Origin of the sequence: Streptomyces guryensis (assembly GCF_021261325.1) — a bacterium.
Classification (GTDB): Bacteria; Actinomycetota; Actinomycetes; order Streptomycetales; family Streptomycetaceae; genus Streptomyces; species Streptomyces guryensis.
The window spans coordinates 1-19790 of the sequence record NZ_JAJSBI010000026.1 but is presented as its reverse complement, the minus strand read 5'-3'; the positions used below and the strand labels follow the sequence as shown (position 1 = coordinate 19790).

Genomic DNA, 19790 nt, shown 5'->3' with positions numbered 1-19790 from the left:
TCAGGCGCCGGTGGGGGGCTGGTTGTGGTGCTGTACGCGACGGAAGAGCAGGTCGTTCACGACATGTCCCTTGTCCAGTCCCTGGCCCTCGAAACGGGTCAGCGGCCGGAAGTCGGGACGGGGCGCAAAACCGCCCTCTGGCTGCGTGTTCTCGAACTCGGGATGCGCCGTCAGCACTTCGAGCATCTGTTCGGCGTACGGCTCCCAGTCGGTCGCGCAGTGCACGATGCCGCCGGGCCTGATCCGGGCCGCGGCGAGGTCGAGGAACTCCGGCTGGATCAGCCGCCGCTTGTGATGCCGCTTCTTCGGCCACGGATCAGGGAAATAGACCCGCAGCCCGTCCAGCGAATCCGCGGTGAGCATCTCGCGCAGCAGGATGATCGCGTCCCCGTTGGCCACCCGGACGTTGGACAGCCCGTCGTGGTCGGCGAGGTTGAGCAGATTCCCCTGCCCCGGGGTGTGCACGTCGACGGCGAGGATGTTCGTGTCCGGGGCCGCGGCGGCCATCTGTGCGGTGGCCTCCCCCATCCCGAACCCGATCTCGAGCACGACGGGGTTGCCGTTCCCGAACAGGTCCCCGAGATCGATGGTCTGCTGTCCGTCGATGTCCAGCCCCCACTTGGGCCACAGCCGCTGCAGCGCATCCGCCTGCCCCGCGGTCACCCGGCTCCGCCGCGGCTGGAAACTCCGGATCCGCCGCTCGAAGTGCGACCCGGCAGGATCGGCCTTCGGCCCGTCCGGAAACCGGGGCTCACCCTTGGCCCGGCTATGCCGGATCGACCCACCGGGGACCGAGCGGGCGGGGCGGGGGGCTTCGGGGGTATTGAGGGAGTCAGACACAGTGGGGTCGATTTTACGGGGTGCAGCCACCTCTCAGCCCGGGTGGCATCCCTGAGCGCCGGTCACGGCCTTAGAGCCCGTCCGGCGTTTGAGGACGAGGCCGTTCAGGCCGAAAACGGGGGTCTGGGGGCGGCAGCCCCCAGGGACGGGACGGGGAGGGGCGGCGGGGGCGAGCTGCATCCATGAGCGGCTCCGCCGCGGGCCCGCCCGCCGCCGGGCAAGCCTCACACCGAGCCCAGCATGGCCAACGCCCGCCCAGCCACCTCCCGCCCGATCGGCAGCGAAGCCGTCGCCGCAGGAGAGGGCGCATTCAGCACATGCACAGCCCGCGCCCCCTCCTTGATCAGAAAGTCGTCCACCAGCGACCCGTCCCGCAGCACCGCCTGCGCCCGAACCCCCGCCGCCGTCGGCACCAGGTCGTCCGCAGTCACCGCCGGCAGCAGCCGTCGTACGGCCTTGGTGAACGCCCCCTTGGACACCGACCGCGCCAGCTCACCGGCCCCGTACCGCCAGTGCCGCCCGGCCATCCGCCACGCTCCCGGCCAGGCCAGTGTCCGCGCCACCTCCCGCGGCCGTACGACGCCCCAGCCGTACCCTTCCCGCGCCAGCGCCGGCACCGCGTTCGGCCCGATGTGCACTCCGCCGTCGATCCCGCGCGTGAGGTGCACGCCGAGGAACGGAAACGCCGGATCCGGCACCGGATACACCAGGCCGTGCACCAGGTCGGGGCGGGCCAGCTCGTAGTACTCGCCGCGGAACGGCACGATCCGCATCTCGGGGTCGTCCCCGGTCAGCCAGGCCACCTCGTCGCAGTACAGCCCGGCACAGTTCACCAGCACGCGCGCACGGACGACCTCACCGCTCGCCGTTCGCACGGCCACCCCGAGCTCCGGCCGCCGGTCGATCCGCTCGACCCGCGCCCCGTACCGGATCTCCGCCCCGGATGCCTCGGCCAGCTGCCGGGCGACCCCCACGAAGTCGCATATCCCGGTCGTCCCGACGTGTATGGCCGCGAGGCCGCGCACCTGCGGCTCGTACTCCGCGATCTGGGCGGCGCCCAGCTCCCGTACCGGAATTCCGTTCTCCCGCCCGCGCTGTACCAGCGCGTGCAGGCGCGGCAGCTCGTCCTTCTCCGTCGCGACGATCAGCTTGCCGGTGACGGCATGCGCGATCCCGTACTCCGCGCAGAACTTCACCATCTCGGCGGCGCCCCGCACCGCGTACCGCGCCTTCAGGGAGCCCGGCCGGTAGTAGATCCCGCTGTGGATCACCCCGCTGTTGCGCCCCGTCTGGTGCCTGGCCGGCCCCGGCTCCTTCTCCAGCACGGTCACCCGCGTCCCCGGCGCGATACGCGTGATCGCGAACGCCGTGGACAGCCCGACGATGCCACCCCCCACCACCAGCACATCACAGTCGTAAGCGATCCCCGGCCGCACCTGCACCACCTCCCGCCTAGATAGTGCACTGCGCCACTGACAGCCACTTCAAACGTGCCCCTTCAGGGGCGCGGGGAACTGCGCGAGCGACCCACGACAACCTGCGGCCCAGAGATCACAGGAACCAGGCAGACGAGTGGGAGCCCTCACGCCGGGGCCATCAACAACGGCCGCGCCCGCTCCCGCAACTCCACCACACGGGGCTCGTCCCCGTACGGCTCCAGCCGATGCAGAAGATCCTTCACGTACTCCGTGGTCCGCGCGGACGAGATCCGCCCCGCAACCTCCACCGCCCGCACCCCCTGCTCGCACGCCGCATCGAGATTGCCCGACTCCAGCTCGGCCACCGCCGAGACGACCAGCCGCAGCCCGTGCGACCGCACGAACTCCTCCGTCGGCTGCGACAGCGCCTGCTCGGTGAACCGCCGCACCTGACGCGGTGCCTTCAGATCGCGGTAGCACTCCGCCGCGTCGGCCGCGAAACGGTCGTAAGAGTAGAAACCGAGCCAGGACGGGTCATTGTCCCCGTCGCGGGCCCGCTCCAGCCACCCCTCGGCGGCCCGCAGCGCCGCGCCCGCCGCCTGCGCGTCACTCGCGCGCGCGTGCGCACGTGCCTCGACGAGCCGGAAGAAACTCATGGTGCGGGCGGTCGCCAGCCCCCGGTTGCGCTCCAGTGCGGCCTGCGCGAGATCGACGCCCTCGTCGCCGAAGCCGCGATAGGTCGCCTGAAGCGACATGGACGCCAGCACGTACCCCCCGAGGGGAACGTCCGCGGCGGCCCGGGCCAGCCGCAGGGCCTGGATGTAGTACCGCTGCGCGGCCTCCTGCTGCCCGGTGTCGAAGGCCATCCAGCCCGCGAGCCGGGTCAGTTCGGCGCTCGCCCCGAACAGGGCGCGCCCGACCTCGTCCGAGTACGCGCCGAGCAGCAGCGGAGCCGCCTCCACCCGCAAGCACTCGGGCACCATCGACGAACGCCAGTCGCCTCCGCCGTACTTGGAGTCCCAGCGCCGGGCGTCCTCGGCGGCCTCCCGCAGCTTCTGCACATCGCTGTGGCCGACTTTGAGCGGTGCGCCCGAGCCGTCGGCGGAGTTCGCCTCGCGCGCGACCGAACTGTCGGCCGGTGTTATCAGCCACCGTGAGGCGGGCGTTGCGTATGCGCTTACTGCGAACGATCCGGCCAGCGACTGCCAGATGCCGCCGGAGCCGGCCCGGCGCCCGGCGAGGTCGAGACGGTAGAGCTCCGTCGCCGACCGCACGGCCTGTCCTACGTCCCTGGGGAAGGCGAGGCCCACTTCGGGGGCGGGATCCGCGTCCGCCAGGCCGATCTCGTGGAGCGGCACCGGGCGGCCGAGCTTCTGGCCTATCGCGGCGGCGATGAGGTGCGGGGCGGCACCCTGCGGCACCATGCCCTTCGACACCCAGCGCGCCACCGAGGTCTTGTCGTAGCGAAGAGTCAACCCGCGTTGAGCGCCAAGATCGTTGACGCGACGCGCGAGTCCTGCGTTGCTGATTCCCGCGAGGGCGAGAACGGTGCCGAGTTTTTCGTTCGGCCCGCGTTGCTCCCTGGACATGCGCCACCCCTCGACACAGACGGCTGCCGCGCTGGCATAACCACCCGGCATTCGTAAACCCAGCGTAGTTCGCCGCATCCCAAGCGTTAAGGGGCATTGTTCCGGATGGCGGGATTGTGGTCCGTACTGAAGTACGGGTCCGATACGCGCAGTTGCGTCGTGCTCCCGTTGTGTGGCCGTGCGCCCGCCCGTGCGCTCTTCTCCGGCCACCGGGGGAGCGCTTCCATGGATGCTGCGTGGGTCGGCCCGCTGTACTGGATCCAGTGGGCTGGGGGACACCGCCGCCTACATCCCCGCGGGCGGCGGACGGGCCCGGGGGGCGAACTCCGTCTCCCGGGCTGCGCGCGGGTGATGCGATGCTCAGAGCCTGTACGGAGCGTGTCCAAACCCGTCCCGCCTTCGCCGATTTGGCTGAAAATCGCCCCTGCTCTCCCCGGGTAATTGCCGCTCCCACCACGGAACTTGAGGGCGCGAAGGGCGTTTTCGGGGGGCATTCCGGGGGCGCATTCGCGTCGCAGAAGCCTTGCCGGGTACGGGTGTCCGTCCCCTCGGGCAGTTGAGCGCCGAGGTGCCTTCCAGGGATCGTAAGCGGCTCCACCACGCCTCCGGCGTGCGCCCTTCATGGCAGCATGGTGAACCAGTTCGTACGGTGCACTGGTTGTCCACAGCCTGTGGAGGCGTCCATGCGGTGGTTGGTGGGGTGGAGCAGCACCGCCGCGGGGGCATTGCGGACCGGTTCCGCGGGGGCCACCGGACAGGACGGCGAGACCGTGCACCCGGTGGGCTCCCAACTCCTGTGGGGCGACCCCGATCCGCTCTGGGCGGTCGGCGACTGGCGCCCCGACGAGGTGCGGGTGGTGAAGGCGGACGCCCAGACCCGGATCGCGGTCCTGGGGACGTGCGGGGCGTCCGACGAGGAGCTGCGGGTCGGTCTGTTCGCCGCGCGCGGAGGCGCACTCCGCCACCTGACGGCTTGGCCGGGCAGCTACACGGCGATCGTCCAGGTCGGCCGCCGGGTCACCGTCTGCGGCGATCTGGCGGGCGCCCGACCCGTCTTCTACACCCCGTGGGCGGGCGGCACCGCCTACGCCACCGCCGCGCTCCCGCTCGCCGACCTCATCGAGGCCAACCTCGACTTCGGCCACCTCGCCGCGCTCCTCGCCGCCCCCGACGTACCGGCCGCACTGCACGACTCCACGCCCTACGACGGCGTACGGCGCATTCCGCCCGGGCATGCGCTGATCCTGCGCGCGGGGGCGCGTGAGATCGCCGGCTACGAGCCCGTCGCGTCCCTCGCGGTGGCGGCGCCCTCGGCGGACCCCGACAGTGCGGTCGACGCGGTGCGCGACGCGCTGGTGGAGGCGGTACGCACGCGCTTGTCGGCGCCCAGGCACGTCCCGGGAGCCGACATAGACCCGGGCCCCGTCCCCGGCATGGGCCCGGCGGAGCGCCGCGCCGCGCGCGGGATGCCGGTGGCGGGCATCGGCGCGGACCTCTCCGGCGGCCCGGCGTCCGGGACGCTCGCGCTGCTGGCGGCCGGCCTCCCCGGCATGCCGGGCACGGTCCTGGGCCACGGCACGGGCGCGGGCGAACGCCTGCTGGCGGTCACCTTCAACGACCTGGCGGTCGGCGGCCGCGAGGCGGAACTGGAACGCGCCGGAACCCTCGCCGCCAACCCACGCCTGCACCACGTAGTGGTGACCGGGGGCGAGGAGACCCTCCCGTACGCCGAACTCGACGGCCCGCTGACGGACGAGCCGGGCCCGTCCCTGGTGACGGCGGCGCGGCACCGAGCACGCCTGGCGGCGGGCAGCGCGGACCACTTCACGGGCTACGGCGCCCGCCAGGTCCTGGACGCGCACCCGGCCAGGCTGGCCGACCTCCTGATGGACCGCAAACGCCGCCACCTGGTCCGCCCCGTCGCGGCACTCGCGAAGGCCGACGGCTCGGTGATGGTCCCCGCGCGCGTGTACGGCGCGGCCCGGAAGCTGTCGCGGACCCCGTACCGGGCGGGCCTGGAACTCCTCGCCGAACGCCTCCTGCAACGCCGCTTCGACGAGCCGGGCGGCGCCGTCGGCGCGTCCCTCGCCGCCCTCACCTGGGCCAGACCGGGCCCGGCGGCACGCTGGCTGACCGGTGAGGCCCTGGCTGAAGTATCGGTTCGCCTGCAGGCGTCGACGAGCCGCTCGGCCGTGGGCCCGGCCCAACGCCCCGGCGACTACCGCGCGCGTGCGGCCCTGGCCCGCCACGCCGCAGACCTACGCATCCTGGAACAAGCAGCGGAGATCCGCTCCCAACGCCTGCACGCACCCTTCCTCGACAACCAGGTGGTCCGCGCCTGCCGCGTGCTCCCCGAGGCGTTGCGCGTCCAGCCGGGCGCGCGTGCCGCGATCCTCCGCACGGTCCTGGAGGGCGCCGGCGTGAGCGACCTCCCACCCGGCTGGGGCGCCCCCTCCCACGCCCCGGCAGCGGTGGCGGCCCGTACGGGCCTGAGGGTGGCCGCCGACTCCCTGATGTCCCTGTTCGGCACCCCCTTGCTGGCGGAGGCGGGCCTGGTGGAGGCCCGAGTGGTCCGCAAGGCCCTCCGCGCGGCGGCAGCGGGCGAACCCCTCCCCCTCGACGGCCTGGCAGACCTGGTCTCCCTGGAACTCTGGCTGCGCCGCCTACTCTCCCGCCGAGGGACCTGCTGGACAGGCACACCGGCCCGCCAGAGAGCAGTGCCGGCAGGAATCACCCCAAGAAGAGGCGCACTGGCCGCTGGGGGAGGAGGGGGCGTTGCGTGAGAGGGCGCTCTCCGCCGGCCTTGGGGGACGAGCGGGCGTCGCGTGAGGACGGAGCCTTCCGCCGGCCTTCGGCGTCCAGAGGCCGGCCTGTACCTCTTCGGCCCATCATGGCCGCCGGTACGCATCTCCCAGCCCGTCCGGCGTTCGAGGACGAGGCCGTTCAGACCGAACGGGGCCCGCGGCAGAGCCCCGGCGGGGTCCGGAGTCCTGCCCCGGAATCGGGGTCCGGGGACCGTAGTCCCCGGGGGTACAGGGGCGTAGCCCCTGGCGGGGTCGAAGGGGCGCAGCCCCCTGGGGACGGGACGGGCAGGGGCGGCGGGGGCGAAAAACACCCTGGCGTCCACCACCCGGGCAGCCCGCCCCCCGACCCCCACCCCCACAAAACACGTGCCCCACCCCCACCCCCCAGCGACAATGACCCGGTGCGGTACAGAATCCTGGGCGTCACCCAGGCAGCGGACGGCCACGGCACCGTCATACCCATCCCCGGCCAACGCCTCCGCACCCTCCTCACCGCCCTGGCCCTGCGCCCAGGCCGGGTCACCACCCCCGACACCCTGATCGACGAGGTCTGGTCGGACACCCCGCCCCAGGACGCCCCCGCCGCCCTCCAGGCCCTCATCGCCCGCCTCCGCCGCACCCTGGGCAGACAAAGCATCACCTCCGTCCCCGGCGGCTACCGCCTCGAGGCGACCCAGGAGGACATAGACCTGTACGTCTTCGAGCGCCTGGTACGCCAGGGCACAGCAGCCCTCGCCCACGGCGACCCGCACACCGCCGCACACACCCTGACCGAGGCCCTCGCCCTGTACCGCGGCCCCGCCCTCGCCGACCTACCGGACCGCCTCGCCGCCACCCGCCCCGACGCACTGCACCGCGAGGCGACCAGGGCCCGTATCGACGCGGACCTGCGCCTGGGCCGCGCCCACGCAGCCGTACCGCACCTGAGGGAACTGACCGCGGCGCACCCGTACGACGAACCGCTGCACGCCCTCCTCATCCGCGCCCTGCGCGACACGGGCCGCACGGCTGACGCCCTCGCCGCATACGAGATGGCCCGCCGAGCCCTGGCCGAAGGCCTGGGCACCGACCCGGGCCCCCAACTACGCGCCCTGCACACGGAACTGCTCACCCCGGCGACCACGACGGCCACAACACCGCTCCCCACCCCCACCCCCGCCCCACCCGAACCCTCCAGCCGAACCGGCAACCTCCGTCCCCGCCTTACCTCTTTCGTGGGCCGGGAACCAGAACTCGACGCCATCCGTTCCGAATTGCACAGGGCAAGGCTCGTCACCCTCACCGGTCCGGGCGGCTCCGGAAAGACCCGCCTCGCCGAGGAGGCCGCCGCCGGGCTCCCCCAGGCGTGGCTGGTCGAACTGGCACCGCTGGACCGCCCGGAGGCGGTGCCCGGCGCGGTGGTCAGCGCGCTCGGTCTGCGCGAGACCGTGCTGATGACCACCGAGCTGACGGCCCCGCAGGACGACCCCCTCGCCCTGCTCGTCGAGTACTGCGCCCCTCGCAGCCAACTCCTGATCCTTGACAACTGCGAACATGTCATCGAAGCAGCGGCAGCCCTCGCCGAGACGCTGCTCACCCGCTGCCCCTGGCTCACGATCCTCGCCACCAGCCGTGAACCCCTGGGCGTCCCCGGCGAGTCCGTGCGCCCGGTCGAACCCCTCGTCCTCGACCAGGCGCACCGCCTCTTCGAGGAGCGCGCGTCCGCCGTCCGCCCCGACGCGGCCGTCGTGCTCCGCGACCGGGAGGCGGTGGACGAGATCTGCCGCCGCCTGGACGGCCTGCCGCTCGCCATCGAACTGGCCGCGGCCCGGCTACGGCTGCTCACACCACGCCAGATCGCCGACCGCCTCGACGACCGCTTTCGCCTCCTCACCTCCGGAAGCCGTACGGTCCTGCCCCGCCAGCAGACCCTGCGCGCGGTCGTCGACTGGTCCTGGGAGCTCCTCGACGAGCGGGAGCGCACGGTGCTGCGCGAGGTGTCCGTGTTCGCCGGCGGCTGGGACCTCGCGGCGGCGGATGCCGTGTGCACCGGCCCCGCGACCGATCTCGTCGGGGCCCTCGTCGACAAGTCCCTGATCGTGGCCACTCCGGGCGAGACGCCGTACGACCGGACCGGCTCCGGCGGTATGCGGTACCGCATGCTGGAGACCATCCACGAGTACGCGGCGGAGCGCGCCGCCGAGGCCCCCGAACTGCGCGCCGCGGCCGAGCGCAGGCACAGCGCGTGGGTGCGCGCGCTCGTGGAGGAGGCCGACCCCGTCCTGCGCTCGGCCGCCCAACTCCCGTGGATCTCCCGCCTGGAGACCGAGCTGGACAACATCCGCGCCGCCCTCCACCGCGCCCTCACCTCGGGCACCGAGCCGGAGGCCGCCGCCCTCGCCCTGTCCATGGGCTGGTTCTGGTGGCTGCGCAACTACCGCCATGAGGCCGAGTCCTGGCTGGACCAGGTCCTCCGCCTGGGCGCCACTCTGGACAACCCCGCCGGCATCGCCCCCCTCAACGCCATGAATCCCACAGGTGCCACGGATGTCATAGGTGCCACAGGTCCCATAGGTGCCACAGGTCCCATCGATGCCATAGACCTCATAGACACCTTCCTCTCCGCCCCTCACGCCGAAGAACACCACCCCCACCACACCCTCCGCATGAACCTCCGGATGCTCCACCTCTTCATGAAGTCGGACACCCAACCGATGGACGCGCTGCTGGACGACCGGCTGCGTCAGTACGTCGGCCGGCTGCGGAACTTCTTCGAGCGGGGCGGTCCGGAGGCGGCCCGAATGCCCGGACTCGTCTGGCCGTTCACCACGTTCATCCTGGACAGCGCGCAGGACGTCCGCGCCGCCATGGACCTCTCCGTCGCCAACTGCCGTGCCCACGGCGACGACTGGGCGGTCGGCGTCGCCCTCATGTTCCGTACGCACCTGGCCGTCGACTCACCGGGCGGCATGAAGGGCGTGGACGAGGACCTCGCGGAACTCCGGGCGCTGAGCCGGCGCGTCGGCGACCGCTGGATGCGGGCCCAGGTGTGCAGCGCGGCCGGCGAGGCGGCGATGGCCCGCAGCCGCCTGGGGGAGGCCAAGGATGAGTACGAGGAGGCGCTGCGGCTCGCCTACGAGGTGGGCGCGTACGCCGAGACACCGTTCCTCATGGCCCGGCTCGCCGAGATCGCCTACCGAGGGGGCGACCGCGCGGCCGCGCTCAGCGGGCTGGACGAGGCGACCGCCGCCGCCGACCACTACGGCGTACCCGACTCAAGGGCGTTCGTGCTGCTGATGCGCGCCCAGCTCGCGCTGGACGAGAAGGACACCGCCCGCGCCCGCGCCCTGCACGAGGCGGCGCGCACGGAGATCGGACGCGGCACGCCACCGCCCCAGTTCATGGTGATGCTGAACGCGATCGACGGCCTGGTGACGGTCGCCGAGTCCGGCCCGGCGCACGGACTGCCGAAGCTGGCCGACACCGTCCGTGAGGCGGTGGAGCGGCGCTGCGCCGATGTCGTCACGGCGACCCTCGTGGACAGCTCGGCCGTCCTGCTGTCCGATCTGGGAGACCATCCGCGCACGGTCCGCCTGCTAGCCGCCGCCGAGCATCTGCGGGACGGCGCACCGCGCCCCATGCCGGAGCGCGCCGAGGCCGAGCGGGTCGAGACCGCCGCCCGCGCCGCGCTGTGCGCCGAGGAGTACGAGGCGGAGTACACCCGAGGTGCCGCCCTCACCGCCGACGGCCTCCTCGCCGAACTCGGCGAGGCCCTGCGCAGACACCCTGCCGAGCAGCTCCCGTAGCCGAACCGCGGCCGTGAAGCCCGTGCGGCGCTACGAGCAGGTGAACTTCGACTCGGCCCAGTCCGCGAGCGTCAGGGAGTCGAAGCCGCTCTGCGGCTGGACGACCAGCTGTACGGTCCGGTGCCCGGCGAGGTTCACATGGAGCGGGACCGCCGGGTAGCCGGCCTGGATCATCCGCGACTGCCAGAGCCGGACGCCGTCGGCGTAGACGGAGAAGTAGACCTTGCCGAGCCCGAGGGTCATGTCGTCCACGCCGACCACGGCGTCGTAGGCGGAGCAGGAGCGGTTGAGGTCGACGGTGACGGAGGACGCGCCGTGCACGGTCACGCCGTGGGGGTACTGCTTGCCGGCGATCGACATGCCGTACCGCTGCCACACCCAGCTGCTCTGGCCGATCCGCATCTCGGGCTTGGTGCCGTCGCCGCCCAAGTCGTACGAGAGCCCGCTCCACTCGTAGACGGCCGGAGCCGGCGGGGGAGTGGGGGTGGGCCTGGGCTTCGGGGTCGGCTTCGGCGTAGGGGTCGGGGTCGGGGTGGGCTTCGGCCGGGGAGTCGGGGTCGGGGTCGGAGTCGGCAGGGGAGCCGCCGCGGGCACGACCACCCGCGGGTTCGGCGTGGGCTGCTTCGTCGAAGGCGTCGGCTGGGGCGATTCCGGCCGCACGGCCGGAGCGGACGCGGGTGGCTTCGCGTCCGGCTTCCTGACCGGGGTGTCGCTCCCGGACAGGGCGAGGGCCACCGCCACCCCCGCCACGGCGAGGACACCGGCGGCGATGCCGATCTTCGCGGGCGCGCCGAGCCCTTCGGAGGCCGCCGCGCCACCGGCGCCCGCCCCGCTGGAAGAGCCTCCGCCCGCAGCGGCGGCCGCACCCGCGACGCCCGCCGCACCGGCTCCGGTGCCGCCCGCGATGAGCGCGGCCACCTTGGCGTACCCGGCGGCTCCGAACCAGCCGATGACCGCGACCGGTACGACCCCCGGGATTCCGCTGGCGACTTCCTTGATCTGGCCTGCTGCCAGCCGGCACTTGGCGCACTCCTCCAGGTGCTTGCGCAGCCCCCGCTCGGCCCGCGTGCGCAGGCCGCCACGGGCGTAGGCGCCGAGCCGGTCGGCGTAGCGGGCGCACCCCTCGTCGCCGGCGAGCGCGGCGCTGACGTGGGCCTGGAGGTAGGCCTGCTTGAGGCCCTCACGGGCGCGGCTGGCGAGCACGCGCGTGCCGTTGGCGTCCAGCCCGAAGAGCGTGGCGACCTCGCTCGGCGACTCGTCCTCGACCTCGGTGTGCCACAGCACGGCCTGCCAGCGCTCCGGCAGCGACCGGAAGGCCTGCATGGCCATGGACTGCTCGGCCTCGTGCATCGCGCGCACGTCGGCGCCCAGCTCCAGGCCCGCTCCGAAGGAGCCGATGGACGCAGGGTCGTCGGACACCTCGGAGGAGCGCGCTGCCTGCGCCGCGAACACCGCGAAGTCGTCGACCAGTTGCTCCCGCTTCGCGGACTTCGTCCAGCTCGCGGCCACCCGCCGGACGGTGGTGAGCAGATACGCGCGTACGGCGTGCTCGGGGCCGTGGCCGCCGCGTACCGCCTGGAGCATGCGGGCGAAGACCTCAGCGGTGAGGTCGTCCGCGGTGTGGGCGTCGCGGCAGCAGGTGCGGGCGTAGCGGCGCACGGCGTCCGCGTGCCGCCGGTAGAGCTCCTCGTACGCGGTGTCGTCGCCCGAGCGCATCCGCCCGATCAGGTCGGCGTCGGAGGGCGGCAGGTCCCTGGGGGGCGGCAGGACGCCGTCCTCCCGCCGGTCGCGCTGCGCCGGGACACTGCCCTCGACGGGCTCGACCGGCTCGCCGCCCTGCGGCGGGATGACGGTCTCCGGGCGGCCACCGCCCCGCGGGACACCCGCCCGTCCGCCCGGCCCGCCCTGACTCGGCACCTGCGGCGAACCACCGGCCTCCGCGTCACCGTCACCCAGTGGCTCGTCCCGCCCGTCAACGCTCATCGCGGAAAGCCCCCGACGCCTGCCCAACCAGTCCCGAACACCGGGTCAGAGTGCCATATTGGCTTTTGTTCAGGACCCCTCAGGCAGGGCCATCCACCCGTCCGTGGGGACTTGTCGTGCTGTAGTACTAGCCATCGCCCATTCGGGGAAGGCTCAATTGACGCCCGACAGGCGGAAGTTGAGCGGCAGTTGAGTGGCATGCCGGAAATATCCCGCTCGGTCCCGGCTCATACGGGGCGCGCGGGCTGCGCAGCGCCCCCGCCATACCGTCACCCCTTCGAGTTACGGGCCGTTCGAGCTACGGGCCACCGGAGACGCTGACACACCCCGCCCCGCGGACCGCCGCCCAGCCTTGCCGCATCCCCGGCCGGGCGCGCGACGCCCGGCCCCACTCCTCCACTGCCTCAAGGCGTGGGGTGCCCGGCGGCGTCGCCGGAACGCCCTGGTATCTCTACGAGGGCGCTCCGGCACCGTGGTTCGCACGCGTCCCACTCCCGGCTTCGCGCGAGCGCAGCACTCGCGGACGCCGCGCGCCGATCCGGCCGGGGGCGCGGCACAGGCTCTCAGGCCGGCCGCGACCGCAGCCCCTCCAGCAGGATGTCGAGCAGCCGTGCCGAAGCGGCCGCCTGCTGGGCCGCGTCCGGCAGCGAGGGTGCCGCCGTCGCGATGACCAGCAGTACGTCCGACACCGACACGTCGGCCCGCAGCTCACCCGCCGCGCGCGCCCGCTCCACGAGCCGGCCCACCACCTCGAGCAGCGCCGCCGCTCCCGTGTCGTCCTCCGCCGAGACACTCGGGGCCCCTTCGGAGACGAGCCGCAGCTCCCCGGAACCCGGCTGGGTCCGCTGCTGCGGCACCCGGGCCTCGTCGAAGACCGTGCCTTCGGCCCGCTCGGACCCCTCGTCGGCGACCGAGACCCGCAGCACCCGCGGCGGCAGCAGCCGCCCGGCACCCGAGGCCACCGACGTCCGCAGGAAGCGCGAGAGCGCCGCCCACGGATCGTCCTCCTGTCCGAGCGCCGCCCGGGCCTGGTCGGTCAGCCGGGAGGTCTCCTCCTCGGCTATCCGCCGCACCAGGACGTCCTTGCTCGGGAACCGCCGGTACACGGTCCCCACACCCACCCGCGCCCGCCGCGCCACGTCCTCCATCGGCGCGCCGTACCCCAGCTCGCCGAAGACCTCGCGCGCCGCGCGCAGTACGTGCTCCAGATTGCGCTGTGCATCCACGCGCAGCGGTGTCGTACGCGCGCCATCGGCGCGTCCGTTACCTGTCGCCGCGCTCACGATGCCGCCCGATGTCAGTGCTGACGCGGACGACCAATGAGAGTCCTGAACATGCATAAGCGTTCCCCCGGTAATGACGTCTCCCCCCGGAGACTCTCCCCGCCATTCATTGGTTGCCGGAGCGTGGGAACAAGCCCGGTTCGCCGGCCCGCCCGTCGCGGACTCGACGACCGATGAGTGCATCCCCCTACACCCCGTCGAGACACGAACATAGTTGAGAGGGGGTCAATTCAGAAGGGGCAGGTTCCGCACAGTGCGCCCCCCGATCGGAGTACGGGTCGTATACGTCCCGATTGCGCCCCCCAAGGTCATCCGGCGCACACCCGCTGACCTGCAATGCTTCTGGGCAGCCGGGCAATTCGGCCAACCCTGGGCGTCCCCGGCCCCGCGTCACACAAATTGTCGGGGCTGTGGACAAACTCAAGCGCTGGGTGCGTCATGGGATGGTGAAGGAACGTGCGCGCATTCTCGTTGTCGGCGGCGGCTACGTCGGGATGTACACGGCCCTGCGCCTCCAGCAGAAGCTGAAACGGGAACTCAGGCGGGGCGAGGTCGAGATCACAGTGGTCACTCCCGACCCTTACATGACCTATCAGCCATTCCTTCCCGAAGCGGCCGCCGGTGCCATTTCGCCCCGGCATGTGGTCGTACTGCTGCGCCGGGTCCTGTATCGGTGCCATGTCGTCGTCGGCGAGGTCCAGTCCATCGACCACGCCAAGCGCACCGCCACCCTCACCACCCTCGCCACGGAGGAGGAGGGCGCCGGCCCCGAGCAGATGACGTACGACGAACTCGTCCTCGCACCCGGTTCGATCTCGCGCACGCTTCCCATCCCCGGCCTCGCCGACCACGGCATCGGTTTCAAGTCGGTCGAGGAGGCCATCGGCCTGCGCAACCACGTCATCGAGCAGATGGACATCGCCTCCTCGACCCGCGACCCCGCGATCCGTGACGCGGCGCTCACCTTCGTCTTCGTCGGCGGCGGCTTCGCGGGGGTCGAGGCACTCGGCGAGCTGGAGGACATGGCCCGCTACGCCGCCCGCTACTACCACAACATCCGGCCCGAGGACATGAAGTGGATCCTCGTGGAGGCCTCGGACCGCATCCTCCCCGAGGTCGGCGAGGAGATGGGCCGCTACACGGTCACCGAACTGCGCCGCCGCAACATCGACGTACGCCTGCGGACCCGCCTGGAGTCCTGCGCGGACCGCGTGGCCGTCCTCAGCGACGGTGCCCGTTTCCCGACCCGTACGGTCGTCTGGACGGCCGGCGTGAAGCCCAGCCCGCTCCTCGCCGCCACCGACCTCCCCCGCACCGAACGCGGTCGGCTGAAATGCACCCCCCAGCTGACGATCGACGGCGCCACGCACGCGTGGGCAGCAGGCGACGCCGCCGCCGTCCCCGACGTCACCGCCGCCGAACCCGGCACGGAGACCGCACCCAACGCCCAGCACGCGGTCCGCCAGGCCAAGCTCCTCGGCGACAACATCGCGCACTCCCTGCGCGGCGAACCCCTTGAGACGTACTCCCACAGGTACGTCGGCTCGGTCGCCTCCCTGGGCCTCCACAAGGGCGTCGCGCACGTCTACGGGCGCAAGCTGAAGGGCTACCCTGCGTGGTTCATGCACCGCGTCTACCACCTCAGCAGGGTGCCCACCTTCAACCGCAAGGCCCGTGTCCTGGCCGAATGGACCCTTTCGGGCCTCTTCAAGCGGGAGATCGTCTCCCTGGGTTCGCTCGAACATCCCCGAGCGGAGTTCGAACTCGCGGCTGGTGGAAAGCCTCCTATCGACCCGATGAACGACCCGAAGGGGTCGTCCTGACCGGACCGAGGAACTCCACCGACCGACCGGGCGTCACACGGATGTTGCCCCGGTAGGCCACACTGCCAGACTGATCCCCGTCCCCAGGGCGTGCACCTGCTCGCCCTTCGAACCCAAGAGGCTCTCTCCACCGTGCTGCACCCCGGGGGTGTCACCCCCCAGCCCTCCGGACGGGTCCGGAGCCGGCCGAAGACGACGACACGAGGCAAGGATTCGTGAACTTCACGCGCTGGAGCGCCCGGCTCCCCGGAACGCAGCGCCGCGCCGCAGCGCGGACCGATCACACGGTCGCCCCCGACCGGCAGGCCGAGACCCCGGGCGCCGTGCCCGCGGCCCGCGCCGAACAACTCACCGGCGACGAGCACGCACCCGTACCGGCCGTCGACGAACTCCCCGTCCGCGAGGTCCTCGACCGCGTCCCGGCTCTCGTCGCCCTCGTCCACGGCCCCGACCACCGCGTCGCCTACATCAACGACGCCTATGTGGCGGCCTTCGGCGTACGCCCGCTCGGCGAGCCCACCCGCGAATCCCTCCCCGAACTCGACGAACTGGGCCTGCTCCCGCTCCTCGACCAGGTCCTGCGCAGCCGCAAGCCCCGCACGCTCAAGTCCCGCAAGGCCCCCGACGGCCGCTCCTACACTTTCACCTGCACCCCGGTGACGGAGGGCGAGAACGCGGGCGTACTGGTCTTCGCCACCGACGTCACCGACCACGCCGAGGCCGCCGAACGCCTCCGCGCCAGCGAACGCCGGCAGCGCGAGACAGCCGTCACCCTCCAGCACTCGCTGCTGCCCCAGGAACTCGAAGAACCCGACGACCTGCGCGTCGCGGCCACCTACCAGCCCGGCGGCACGGAGGCGGCGGTCGGCGGCGACTGGTACGACGTCATCACCCTCGGCGGCGGCCGCACGGCCCTGGTCATCGGCGACGTGATGGGCCGAGGCGTACGAGCGGCGGCGGTCATGGGCCAACTCCGCACGGCCGTCCGCGCATACGCCCGCCTCGACCTCCCCCCGCACGAGGTCCTGCAGCTCCTCGACGGCCTGGCCGCCGAGATCGACGCCAACCAGATCGCCACCTGCGCCTACGCCATCCATGACCCGAACGAGGGCCGTCTGGTGTACGCCTCCGCCGGCCACCTCCCGATCCTCGTCCGCGACGAGAGCGGAGTCGTCCTGCGCGCCGACGAACCGACCGGCCCCCCGCTCGGCACGGGCGGCTGGATGCACGCCTCGGGCTCGATCCCCCTGGGCCCCGGCTCCACAGCCGTCCTCTACACGGACGGCCTGGTGGAACGCAGGAACGAGGACCTCGACGAGGGCATCGCAGCCCTTGAGCGCGCCCTGTCCGGCGCGACGGGCACCCCCCAGGTCGTCTGCGACCGCCTCGTACGCTCGGCGGGCGTGACGGCGGACCACGACGACGACGTCGCCGTCCTGGTCCTCCAGCACCCGGCCCGCACCGGCCCGGACAGCGACCTCTTCCGCAACGCGGCCCTGGAACTCCTCGGCGGCATCGAAGCGGCCCCACGCGCGCGTGCCTTCGCCTCCGGCGTCCTGACGAGCTGGCGCTTCCCGACCGAACTCCACGACCTCGGGGTCCTGGCGGCGAGCGAACTGGTCGCCAACTCCCTCCAGCACGGCACACCACCCATGCGCCTGCGCCTGCGCCGCACCGACCGCCGACTGATCATCGAGGTCACCGACGGCGACGACCACCTCCCCCGCCGCCGCCGAGCGGAACCCGGCGACGAGTCGGGCCGGGGCATCGCCATCGTCGCGACGATCGCGTCGAACTGGGGCTCACGACGCACACCGGGCGGCGGCAAGGCGGTCTGGTGCGAGTTCGTCCTCCCCAAGGCCTCCACCTGACCCCGCTCAGGCCTCCGCGACCACCGGCTCCGCAGCGGCCCCACCCCGGGCCACCACTCGACTCCGCCCGAGCCACGGCTGATCCTGTACGGCGGTGAGCCGCCGCCCCAGCCGCAGCGCGAGGAAGGTGATCCCCAGCGAGAACAGCAGGAACGTCACGATGTACGGGGCGTGCAGCGAGGCCCCCAGCGGCCCGCCCACCGCCGGCCCGACGGCCAGCGCAAGCTGCTTCACCAGGGCGAAGGCGGAGTTGTACTGCCCCGCCATCCCCGTCGGCGCAAGATCGGCGACCAAGGGGGCGACGGTCGGCGACAGCATCGCCTCACCCAGCCCGAACAAGGCGTACGTCGATACGAAGGCAGCCGTGGCCATCTCCTGGCTGCCGTGCCCGAGCCCGGCGTACCCGGCCATGACCCACGCCACGGCCCAGATCAGCCCGACACCGGCGATCACCCGGGAACGGCGCCGACGCTCGACGAACCTCAGCACGGCGAACTGCGCGACGACGATCATCAGGGTGTTGGCGGCCAGCGCCGTCCCCAGCGCGGACGTCGAGATGCCCGCGGCCTCGACCCCGTACGCACTCAGCCCCGACTCGAACTGCCCGTAGCAGGCGAAGAACAGTACGAAGCCCAGTACGCACAGCTGCACCATGGCCCGATTGCCCAGCAGCCGCTTCCAGCTGCCCTTCGCCGACTGCGCGGGCGCGTCCTCGATGCGCGGGGAGTGCGGCATCCGCACGGTGGCCATGACGACCGCCAGCAGCAGGAACACCGCGGCCTCGATCGAGAACAGCAAGGTGAAGGAGTCGACGCGCGTAGAGTCGACAAGGTGGCCGCCGATGAGCCCGCCGACACCGAGCCCCAGGTTCTGCAGGAAGAACTGCATGGCAAACGCACGGGAGCGGGTGTCCGCCGTGGAGCAGTCCACGATCATCGTCGCGAGCGCCGGCTGCATCACGGCCTGCCCGGCGCCGAGCGCGGCCGCCGCCAGCAGCACGGCAGTGCTGTTGCTCGCCAGCCCCAGGCTCAGCGCCCCCACGGCGGCAGTGACCAAGGCGGCGAGAAGGACCGGCCGGGGACCGCGCCGGACGATGGCCCGTCCGGCGAACGGCAGCACGATCAGCGCGGCCACAGCAAAGACAGCGAGCACGAGCCCCGCCGTCATGGCCCCCAGCCCCCGCACCTGCGCCACGTAGACGTACAGGTAGGGGACGGTGAAGCCGAGCCCGAACGCGCTGAGTGCGTTACCCACATGGATCCGGCGCATCGCTGCGCCCATCGCCCTGGTCACGTTCACCTCTCTCAGTAGTTAGGAGTGAAGACTTAGAACCTAAAGTTCGAAGCTAAACAGTACACCCAGAAGAACTTCAACGCCAAGCACGCCCGTGCCATACTTCGCCCATGGGCGACACCCCCGGCAGCCTCGGCGAACCGACACTCGAAGAGCAGATCGCCGCCTACCAGCGCGAGTTCCGGGACCTGGACCCACAGGTCGAGAAGATCGTCTCGGCCCTGTCCCGTCTGAACCGCCGTATGAACGTCGCCTACGGCCGCCAGACCTCCGCCCTCGGGATCAGCAACGCCGAGTGGGAGGTCCTCAAGGCCCTGGTGCTCTCCGGCGCCCCCTACCGCCTGGGCCCGAGCGACCTCGCCAAGCGCCTCGGACTGACGCCGGCCGCGATGACCCACCGGATCGACCGCATGGTCGCCGAGGGCCTGGTGACCCGGGAGCGCGACGAGTCCAACCGGGTCCGGGTGATCGTGGAGCTGACCGCCGAGGGCCGCGAGAAGTGGCTTGAGGCGATGCGGCTCGCGACGGTCTTCGAGGAGGATCTCCTCCAGGACCTGTCCCCGGACGAGCGCACCGCCCTCGGCGAGGTCCTCACCCGCCTCCTGCGCAGGGTGGAACACGCCCAGCCGGACGCGGGCGGACGCCTCACCGACCTGGACTGAGGCCGACGTAAAAGATCTTGACAGAGGGTGCTTGACATCCCTCTCGCGGATCCGTAAAGTTCTTCGGGTTGCCACGGGGCCGTAACGGTTCTGCGGCAGCACCTCAGCCGCATGAGCGGCACCTCAAACCATCAGAACGATCTCCCAATGGGATTGATTTCGGCGTGCCCGAATTCAATTCGATTTGGACCCGGTAGCTCGATTAGGAACTGCCGACGGGATCCGCTAAGGTTTGAGACGTCGGAACGGCCCAACGGCCGGGAGGACAGCCCCTCTGACTGGGAGTCAGGCCCGAAAGGATCTGATAGAGTCGGAACCGCCGGAAAGGGAAACGCGAAAGCGGGAACCTGGAAAGCGCCGAGGAAATCGGATCGGGAAACGGTCTGATAGAGTCGGAAACGCAAGACCGAAGGGAAACTGCCCGGAGGAAAGCCCGAGA

The 19790-nt window shown here is 72.1% G+C and carries 11 protein-coding genes; 5 read left to right on the top strand and 6 right to left on the bottom strand.

Translation table 11 applies throughout. The features are described from left to right. The 3 genes from trmB to LJ657_RS36875 form a co-directional block, all read right to left on the bottom strand. Positions 1–840, bottom strand: coding sequence for a tRNA (guanosine(46)-N7)-methyltransferase TrmB (trmB, locus tag LJ657_RS36885; protein ID WP_232653296.1), 840 nt, complete (start codon positions 838–840; stop codon positions 1–3). 224 nt (positions 841–1064) lie between these two features. After that, a complete protein-coding gene (lhgD, locus tag LJ657_RS36880) occupies positions 1065–2285 on the bottom strand; it encodes an L-2-hydroxyglutarate dehydrogenase (RefSeq protein WP_232653295.1) in 1221 nt (406 codons plus the stop codon). A gap of 137 nt (positions 2286–2422) precedes the next feature. Continuing rightward, positions 2423–3847, bottom strand: coding sequence for an NsdA family TPR-like regulatory protein (locus LJ657_RS36875; protein WP_232653294.1), 1425 nt, complete (start codon positions 3845–3847; stop codon positions 2423–2425). A 683-nt stretch (positions 3848–4530) separates the two neighbouring features. Here LJ657_RS36875 and LJ657_RS36870 point away from each other — a divergent pair. After that, positions 4531–6630 carry an asparagine synthase-related protein gene (locus LJ657_RS36870; RefSeq protein ID WP_232653293.1) on the top strand — a complete coding sequence of 700 codons (2100 nt, stop codon included), beginning with the start codon at positions 4531–4533 and terminating at the stop codon, positions 6628–6630. A 422-nt stretch (positions 6631–7052) separates the two neighbouring features. Continuing rightward, a complete protein-coding gene (locus tag LJ657_RS36865) occupies positions 7053–10436 on the top strand; it encodes an AfsR/SARP family transcriptional regulator (protein WP_232653292.1) in 3384 nt (1127 codons plus the stop codon). Positions 10437–10466: 30 nt separating this feature from the next. On the opposite strand, the gene LJ657_RS36860 is transcribed toward LJ657_RS36865, so the two are convergent. Both LJ657_RS36860 and LJ657_RS36855 read right to left on the bottom strand, forming a co-directional pair. Beyond that, positions 10467–12419, bottom strand: a complete 1953-nt coding sequence (locus tag LJ657_RS36860) for a sigma-70 family RNA polymerase sigma factor (protein WP_232653291.1) — start codon at positions 12417–12419, stop codon at positions 10467–10469. 563 nt (positions 12420–12982) lie between these two features. After that, a complete protein-coding gene (locus LJ657_RS36855) occupies positions 12983–13759 on the bottom strand; it encodes a TetR/AcrR family transcriptional regulator (RefSeq protein WP_232653290.1) in 777 nt (258 codons plus the stop codon). A gap of 386 nt (positions 13760–14145) precedes the next feature. On the opposite strand from LJ657_RS36855, the gene LJ657_RS36850 reads away from it, so the two are divergent. Both LJ657_RS36850 and LJ657_RS36845 read left to right on the top strand, forming a co-directional pair. Continuing rightward, positions 14146–15525 (top strand): NAD(P)/FAD-dependent oxidoreductase, encoded by a 1380-nt coding sequence (locus tag LJ657_RS36850; protein WP_232653289.1) that lies wholly within the window; start codon positions 14146–14148, stop codon positions 15523–15525. A 215-nt stretch (positions 15526–15740) separates the two neighbouring features. Next, positions 15741–17396, top strand: coding sequence for an ATP-binding SpoIIE family protein phosphatase (locus LJ657_RS36845; protein WP_232653288.1), 1656 nt, complete (start codon positions 15741–15743; stop codon positions 17394–17396). Between the two features lie 6 nt (positions 17397–17402). Here LJ657_RS36845 and LJ657_RS36840 read toward each other — a convergent pair whose 3' ends face one another. Beyond that, positions 17403–18689 carry an MFS transporter gene (locus LJ657_RS36840; protein ID WP_232653287.1) on the bottom strand — a complete coding sequence of 429 codons (1287 nt, stop codon included), beginning with the start codon at positions 18687–18689 and terminating at the stop codon, positions 17403–17405. Between the two features lie 110 nt (positions 18690–18799). Here LJ657_RS36840 and LJ657_RS36835 point away from each other — a divergent pair, with 110 nt between their 5' ends. Further along, positions 18800–19351 carry a MarR family winged helix-turn-helix transcriptional regulator gene (locus LJ657_RS36835; RefSeq protein ID WP_232653286.1) on the top strand — a complete coding sequence of 184 codons (552 nt, stop codon included), beginning with the start codon at positions 18800–18802 and terminating at the stop codon, positions 19349–19351. Positions 19352–19790: the final 439 nt, after the last annotated feature.

Bases quoted from the DNA above. Each gene is read 5' to 3' on its own strand.
- LJ657_RS36870 (WP_232653293.1), top strand. From the start codon at position 4,531: ATGCGGTGGTTGGTGGGGTGGAGCAGCACCGCCGCGGGGGCATTGCGG.
- LJ657_RS36860 (WP_232653291.1), bottom strand. From the start codon at position 12,419: ATGAGCGTTGACGGGCGGGACGAGCCACTGGGTGACGGTGACGCGGAG.
- LJ657_RS36835 (WP_232653286.1), top strand. From the start codon at position 18,800: ATGGGCGACACCCCCGGCAGCCTCGGCGAACCGACACTCGAAGAGCAG.
- LJ657_RS36850 (WP_232653289.1), top strand. From the start codon at position 14,146: ATGGTGAAGGAACGTGCGCGCATTCTCGTTGTCGGCGGCGGCTACGTC.
- LJ657_RS36855 (WP_232653290.1), bottom strand. From the start codon at position 13,759: ATGCATGTTCAGGACTCTCATTGGTCGTCCGCGTCAGCACTGACATCG.
- LJ657_RS36875 (WP_232653294.1), bottom strand. From the start codon at position 3,847: ATGTCCAGGGAGCAACGCGGGCCGAACGAAAAACTCGGCACCGTTCTC.